Source organism: Lachnospira multipara ATCC 19207, from assembly GCF_000424105.1.
In the GTDB taxonomy this organism is placed as follows: domain Bacteria; phylum Bacillota; class Clostridia; order Lachnospirales; family Lachnospiraceae; genus Lachnospira; species Lachnospira multipara.
This window is the reverse complement of the sequence record NZ_AUJG01000010.1, coordinates 87,823-94,873: the sequence shown is the minus strand read 5'-3', so window position 1 is coordinate 94,873 and position 7,051 is coordinate 87,823. Positions and strand designations below refer to the sequence as shown.

Genomic DNA, 7,051 nt, shown 5'->3' with positions numbered 1-7,051 from the left:
TTGAACGCAGTGTAAGCAATCCCCCGCTTCAAAAGCGTAAGCTTTAAGCGGGGGTATAAAGCTTACTAGTGTCAGAAGGGGTTAAAGCCCCTTCTGACAGATCATGAGGAAGTAGCGAAGCGGATTCCGAATGTCCGCTTTACACAAGCCCGCCGTCTACTCCACCTTCACGTAGCTGCCGCTATCATCTAAATCCACAAAACCAAGTGTGAGAGAGAGTAGTCCTGAATTAAAGTAGCTTGCATACATTTGCTCCTTACAAGCCATGTAGCTATTGTTAATTCCCACACGGACATACTTTGCACCCTTAGGAATAGTGTAGGTTGCCATTAGATTTCCTGAAGAAGAGTTGTTTGTTTGAAGGACGTTCATGTTCTTATCATAGAAGTGAACGTAGTGTACTCTTGCTTGATAGAACTCGCCAGTTACTGATAAAAGCACTGTTAAATATTCGGCCCCCTCTGGAATCTCAACGCCCTTTCCATCAATATCAGTAACAATAGTGCCCCAGTATTTATCTTCCTTTAGGGCGCCGGTTGACTGATTCAAGCTCATCCAAACAAAGCTATCCATTGAATCGTAAGTTGTTTTATTTGAAGTCTCATAAGCTGCTGCATTTACAATAGCTGATAAAACCTCTGTATTTGACTGGCTGTAATCCACACGGTTTACAAGGCCGTAATTATTTAAGTTACCGTCATCCCAGTAGACACATTTTATACCATAAGCCGCTGCACGAGCTACGTAATTACTTGCGGCCTCAGCTCTGTATTCGCTAGGAGAGTAGTTAGGCTTAGTACCAAATTCGCCAATAATTACTGGTGCGCCAATTTCTGCAGACCAGTTTGAAATTGGTTCAAATAAAGAATCAATATCCTGGTCAAAGGCTGTAGAGTAGTCGTGAACCTCCACGATTAACTTATCCGCTGCGCTATCTGTTGGTAATGAAAATGTATCTCTAAAGCTACTTTCGTAACCATCCAGTAGGGTAGGAACAATTAAAAGTCTTTCTGAATTATTTCCACCAGTTGCTCTAACTGTATCAACGAAAAGCTGATTTAACTGGTTCATTTGATTAGCAGCTGTATCACTGTAATTCCAGCTAAGAGCCACATTATCAACCTCGTTGTAACTCTCAAAAATCAAATGTTCATCATAGTCTGCAAAGTAAGTTGCAATCTCTGTCCAAAGATCCTCGGCGTCTGATAAAACCTGATTAAAGCTGTCCTCTGAAGTACCAGCATAAATAATTGGCTGCTCATGGTGAGTATTTAAAATTACATACATGTCATTTTTAATTGCGTAATCTACAACAGTTTGAACTCTTTCAAACCAGTCATCAATTACCTTAAGATTACCATTTTCATCAGTATAAGTATTGTAATACCAAGTTACTGGAATTCTAATTGTGTTAAATCCCTGAGCCTTAACATATTCAATTAAATCCTCAGTTATTACGATATTTCCCCAAGTTGTCTCCTGATTTAAAACCCCAGTGCCTGTTCTATCACCATAATGAGAATCAAGGGAATTACCTAGGTTCCAGCCCACATTCATAGTGTTCATAAATTCTGTAGCTGAAATAGCATTCATTGTTGTGTTGTGTTTATAGCTTGTAAATTCTGTTAAACTAACAGTTTGTTTGTCATTGAAAAATGTTCTGTAATCGCTTTCAGTATAATTTGAAGTGTTTCTCTTAATATAAACTCCTATGTAAGCTGTTGTATCATCTGGTGTAAACATCTCCCCAGACTGGAAACTAGTTGTCTTTACATAAGTTCCATCTTCTGTATATTCCACAATTGTCATTCGTAAATAATGGTTATCTAAATTAACTCTATAAGTGTCTGCTGCCTTTGAAAGATCAAGATAACAGCTAGTTGCAAGGCTATCGGCACTTACATTAAAACCAGTGCTTGAAAAACTTCCCATCTGGTAATTTGTAAAATCTGCAAAATCAAAATCCTCAATATCAACGCTTTCAAGACCCGTGCAGTAATACTCCGTATTTAAATCGATTGTAAGTCCTGCATCAAGTAGTCCTAAAACATCCACGCCCCAAACGCTAGAAGATAGGTTAAAGGCTACATAGCAAGCATTTTGGGAAGGCTCATACTTACTACCATTAGTTAAATGATCCACATATCTAATAGTATTACCCTCAGAATCGTATTCCACTAGAGCAAGCTGCATGCGGGAATCGTTAACATTTAAATAATAAGTTTTGTCTGCCTGAATAGCATATTTATTTCTAGTACAGTAAACCCCTGAAGCCTGCTCATAATAGCCGCCCCAAGAATAGTAGTGACCATATCTGTAATTTGAGGAATTACTTAAAGTGCCCTTGTGAACCTCACTTGTTAAGCTCTCAGCATCCTCTCTAATAGCTTCAAGATCCTCAATCACTGTAAAATCAATTGCTGTATCAATATGACTAATTAACACGCTAGTCTCAAGCTCTAAAACTTCCTCACAAGAGTATTCGTAAAGACTGTAAGTTACATATTTTGCAGATTCATCTGCTGTGAAAATGTCACAATTACCTAAGTCCACCGACTTTATGAAGTTCTTATTCTCATCATATTCATTAATAATAAGACGTAGGAAATTGTTTGGCATTGTTATTTTTATAGATCCCTGATTTACTAAATAATAACTATCAAGTCGAATATAATCATTAATATCTTTAACTTGTCCCTTTTCATCAAAAGTTCCAGCCACCCATTCAAGACTAGAATCTAGACTAGTAAGTACATTTTCATTAACTACTAAATCCTCATCTACTGCCTGCTCTGGAGTTTCAGGCTCAGTGCTTGGTGTTTCCTCAGGAGTCTTTGTATTTTCCTCCTCACTAGCATTTTCTGTAGCTTGAAGACTTAAACTATAAGTTGAATTCTCAAGATAATATCTAAACTGTCCAATGGTTAAGCTATAATCGCTAGCATTGTAGGCTGAAATACTAAGATATTTTGTTTTTTCATTAAAACTTATTGTAGACTTGTTTGTGATTTCATCCCTTTGAATTACATTTTCATTCTCATCTAATTCATTAATAATTAAGCGAAGAGAACTAATATTAGTTTTGTAAACGTAGGTCTTTGAAGGGTCCACAGTTACTAGATTTCTAAGGCACATATAAGATGTGTAATTAAGAATCTTAGAACCGTCAGTACTTATAAGACCTCGCTTCCAAAGTCCCGGATTATTAAGATTTGTCTTGCTAACATCACTAGAGTAGTCCGTGATTTTTTCCTGGCTTATTGTAAAACCCTCTGCAAAAAGATCAGAAAATCTAGTGTACGTCATTGAATAATTCGATGGATTGTAAATAGAAACTGTCACATACTTTGTTGTGTCCTTAATTATCACCTCCGAACCATCATAGATAGTATCATCATAACTAACTATGTTAAAATCCGCATCAAACTGAGACACAACTATGTAATAATTAGAGCTTGAACAAGAAATTTTATAAACTTCTCCAGGAGTAACCCTCATATACTCCTTTGTTGATAGAAATGAATTCCATGCATCATAATGACCATTGCTTTGATAAATACCCTTTTTCCAATTGTAAAAATCGGACAAATTAACATCTTCAAAAAATGTTTCCTCAGTAGTTTCATTTGCTGCCATAGTAAGAGTACTGTTATATGTAAAATTAGTCGTGATAACAGTTGTGGCTACTAAGGCACAGGCTAGTGCTTTCTTAAAAAAGTTTTTAAGTCTAATCATGTAGAAAAACCTCCTAAGTCAAAAAAATAAAGTCTCGTGTTTCTGGTTTATTACTATCGATTGTTGGCTTAATTAATCTGTAATTCATATCTAGTCAATTAAGAAAATAGCATCGATACAGGCGATTTAATTGATATTTACTTTGCGTGGAATTCGTATCCTTTAAAACGCACGCTTGTTATCATATCACAAATATTTAAATATGCGTCTAATTTTTTACGCAATCTTGATATTTGTACCATGATTGTTTGTCTATCAGTATCAGAATATGTCCCAAATAACTTATTAGATATCTCCTCAAATGTAGTCACCTCTCCATTGTGACTAAGCAATATAACTAAAATCTCATATTCTCTGTTAGATAAACCTATCTCGTCCCCATCACAATAAACCTTATGTGCAAGATAGTTAACTGATAAATGTCCGAATTGTTCAATGGCGCTACTTTTTTCACCTCTACTTTCTTGAATTATTTCTTCCCCTATTAAAGATTTATTATACTGTCTAAATCTTCTCACATTCGCCTGAATTCTGGCATTTATCTCATTTAAACTATAAGGTTTTAAAATGAAGTCGTCTCCACCAACTTCTAAACCTTTTATCTTGTCCTCCTCAGAATCCTTGCCTGTTAAAAACAATATAGGCACATTGGTTAATTTACGCATTCTACTACAAGCTTCAAAGCCATCCATATCCGGCATCATAACATCTAATAAAATGCAATCTACTCTATTCATTTTTAAAATATCAAGCGCATCCTTACTTGAATACGCAGTGTAAACTCTATAATTCTTTTTTTCAAAAAACTTTTTATTCAAATCTATAACTTCTGAATCATCATCCACAAGAAGTACTGTAATATTATCCATAGTTTCCTCCTAAGGTCAGTAATCCCATAATAAAACAGTTATTAAAATAATGCAATTGCTTTTTTTAGTTTTTCTTGATAAAGGACGTTATTTATCATATAATATATTTATATAGTATGTGAATAATTTGATACATTTTCAAAATCTTACCAACAGTTAGAGGTATATTATGGCAATAATTATCGCAAAAATTGAGGAAACAATTATAGCCTATGTAATCATGCTTATATTAGGCGTTCATATAATCTTAACAACGAAAAAATCACGTTTACAAGGTAAGGTATTGTCCTATATTGGCATTGTACATTTATACTACATTTCTTATATGTTAACTTTACTTAGCTTTACTGTGTTTAAACACAACTTCAAACCATATTTTTATTTATCTGAAATTTTAAAATTCATCTCGATTATTGGAATTAGTATATTTACCTTTACCACTATTATTTATCTCTTACATTCAAAAATATTTGATAAGAGATTTGTTGAATACATTGCAGCAATGACACTAACTATATCTATCACTTTATATGTCAGCACGCCATTTAGTGGACTAATTTTTAAAATTGATGAAAATATGCAATATATTCGTGGTCCTCTTTATTTATTTCCATATTTGATATCTTTAGTATACTATGTTTTCATTCTAATGGTAATAGTAAATTGTATAAAAACTGCATATGATAAAAATGAAAAGAAATTTGCCTTTATGTTTATTGCTTTTATTATGGTTCCTTTAGTAGGTCAATCCGTATCAAGAGCTGTAAATGTGCCAATTCTAGAAATTAGTTTGGCCATTACATTTTTAATATTCTATTTGGACTTTTCAAAAAGAAATGTGTCTACAGACTCTCTAACTGGCCTAAATAACAGGCGTTTTCTTATAACTGATCTCTACAGCTTAATGAAGCGCAAAGATAGAGATAAGCTGGTTTTACTTATGATAGATGCCAATGATTTTAAAAAGATTAATGATAATTTCGGACATCAAGAAGGGGATAAAAGTCTAATAAGGATTGGACAAGCCCTAGAGCAGTGCACATATTTTCTCAAGCATTGCACTGTTGCAAGATACGGGGGCGATGAGTTTATCATTGCCTTTATTGAAAGGCAGAATAACGACGGGCGCCTAATTGCCTACACCATTACAAAGACCCTTGAAAAGATTAATCAAGAGGAAAATGCAAAATCCGACGTTACGATTTCAATTGGAATTGAAAACTACAAAGAGGAATATTTAACTCCAGAAGAGTTTATAAAAGCGGCAGATGATGCCCTTTACGAAATAAAGAAGGAGAAGTATACATGGAAAAATTTCACTTAGCTTCAATTGAACAAGCTATTATATCCATTATAATCTTAATAATTATAGCCATTGACTTAAGTCGAACCTTTAAGCGTTCTATGCTTAGATCTAGACTTTTGGCTTTTATTGTAATAAACATCTTTTATTTAACTTTTAATTTTATAATTGATGATATAAATATTTACGATAGCGGCTCGAAGTATCTTATTTACAGCATTTGGATAATTTACTATTCTCTTGAGATTAGTCTTCGTGCCTCACTGTTTTTATGCATGGAGTATTTAATGTGCTCAAAAATCTCCATTTCCACAAATATAGAATACGTATGCTTAATTTTCCATTTCATTACTTTATTTTTAATCATTTCCACTCCTTTTACGCATTTACTTTTCTACGTAGGCAAGGATTTAAAAATAGTTTATATGCCATTGTATTTTTTAGTTGACTTTACATCATACTTTTACCTGATTATAAGCGTGCTAAGGGGCATTTACTGCGCAATTATTACACCAAATAAAAGGGAGAGAAGAATTTACATACTGATGCTCATTTTCCTTGCATTACCTTATGTTACCTTATTTAGTAAACTCGATCTCTGGGATGGTACAACCGCCATTTCAATCCTTATCTTTTACTTGATTATTCAGCATGAAAATATATCTAAAGACCCGCTTACAAACCTAAACGACAGAACATATCTTAATCAGGATATTGAGAAAATGTTGGTCTCAAACTTAAGGAAACGTACGGCTCTTTTAATGATTGACGGGGACCACTTTAAACAAATTAATGATAATTATGGACATCTTGAAGGGGATAAGAGTTTAATAAGACTAGCAAAAGCCATTACTGAGGGCACTAAAAATCTCCGCTTTGTATCTACTGCTAGATATGGCGGAGATGAATTTGTTGTGTGTTTTATTGAAAGCTATGATAGAGAAGCTGAGGTAGTTGCCTCACGAATCTCCTCAAAGCTTAAAGAATTTAACATCATGTCTAATAGCGGCTATGAATTTAACGTTTCTATTGGCATTGCAAAATATGACGACACCATAAAGAATGCCAAGGACTTTATAAAAGCTGCCGACGCCAAGCTCTACGATATCAAAAATAGTAGAGAAAACAAGTAATTAGTTTTCGT

At 34.0% G+C, this 7,051-nt stretch carries 4 protein-coding genes; 2 read left to right on the top strand and 2 right to left on the bottom strand.

Going from position 1 to position 7,051, the window contains the following annotated elements:
• Window positions 1-156: 156 nt before the first annotated feature.
• The gene (locus G600_RS15080) at window positions 157-3,735 is read right to left on the bottom strand and encodes a glycoside hydrolase family 5 protein (RefSeq protein ID WP_051195448.1); all 3,579 of its coding nucleotides are present in this window, start codon (window positions 3,733-3,735) and stop codon (window positions 157-159) included.
• Window positions 3,736-3,872: 137 nt separating this feature from the next.
• A complete protein-coding gene (locus G600_RS0108880; RefSeq protein WP_027431627.1) occupies window positions 3,873-4,604 on the bottom strand; it encodes a response regulator transcription factor in 732 nt (243 codons plus the stop codon).
• A 169-nt stretch (window positions 4,605-4,773) separates the two neighbouring features.
• Here G600_RS0108880 and G600_RS0108875 point away from each other — a divergent pair, with 169 nt between their 5' ends.
• The gene (locus G600_RS0108875) at window positions 4,774-5,928 is read left to right on the top strand and encodes a GGDEF domain-containing protein (RefSeq protein WP_027431626.1); all 1,155 of its coding nucleotides are present in this window, start codon (window positions 4,774-4,776) and stop codon (window positions 5,926-5,928) included.
• On the top strand, window positions 5,910-7,040 hold the full coding sequence (locus G600_RS0108870) for a GGDEF domain-containing protein (protein WP_027431625.1): 1,131 nt from the start codon (window positions 5,910-5,912) through the stop codon (window positions 7,038-7,040). The genes G600_RS0108875 and G600_RS0108870 overlap by 19 nt, the downstream gene beginning before the upstream one ends.
• Window positions 7,041-7,051 lie beyond the last annotated feature (11 nt).

What these genes read in the sequence shown, in the direction of transcription:
- G600_RS15080 (WP_051195448.1), bottom strand. Translation starts at nt 3,735, where the DNA reads ATGATTAGACTTAAAAACTTTTTTAAGAAAGCACTAGCCTGTGCCTTA.
- G600_RS0108875 (WP_027431626.1), top strand. Translation starts at nt 4,774, where the DNA reads ATGGCAATAATTATCGCAAAAATTGAGGAAACAATTATAGCCTATGTA.
- G600_RS0108870 (WP_027431625.1), top strand. Translation starts at nt 5,910, where the DNA reads ATGGAAAAATTTCACTTAGCTTCAATTGAACAAGCTATTATATCCATT.
- G600_RS0108880 (WP_027431627.1), bottom strand. Translation starts at nt 4,604, where the DNA reads ATGGATAATATTACAGTACTTCTTGTGGATGATGATTCAGAAGTTATA.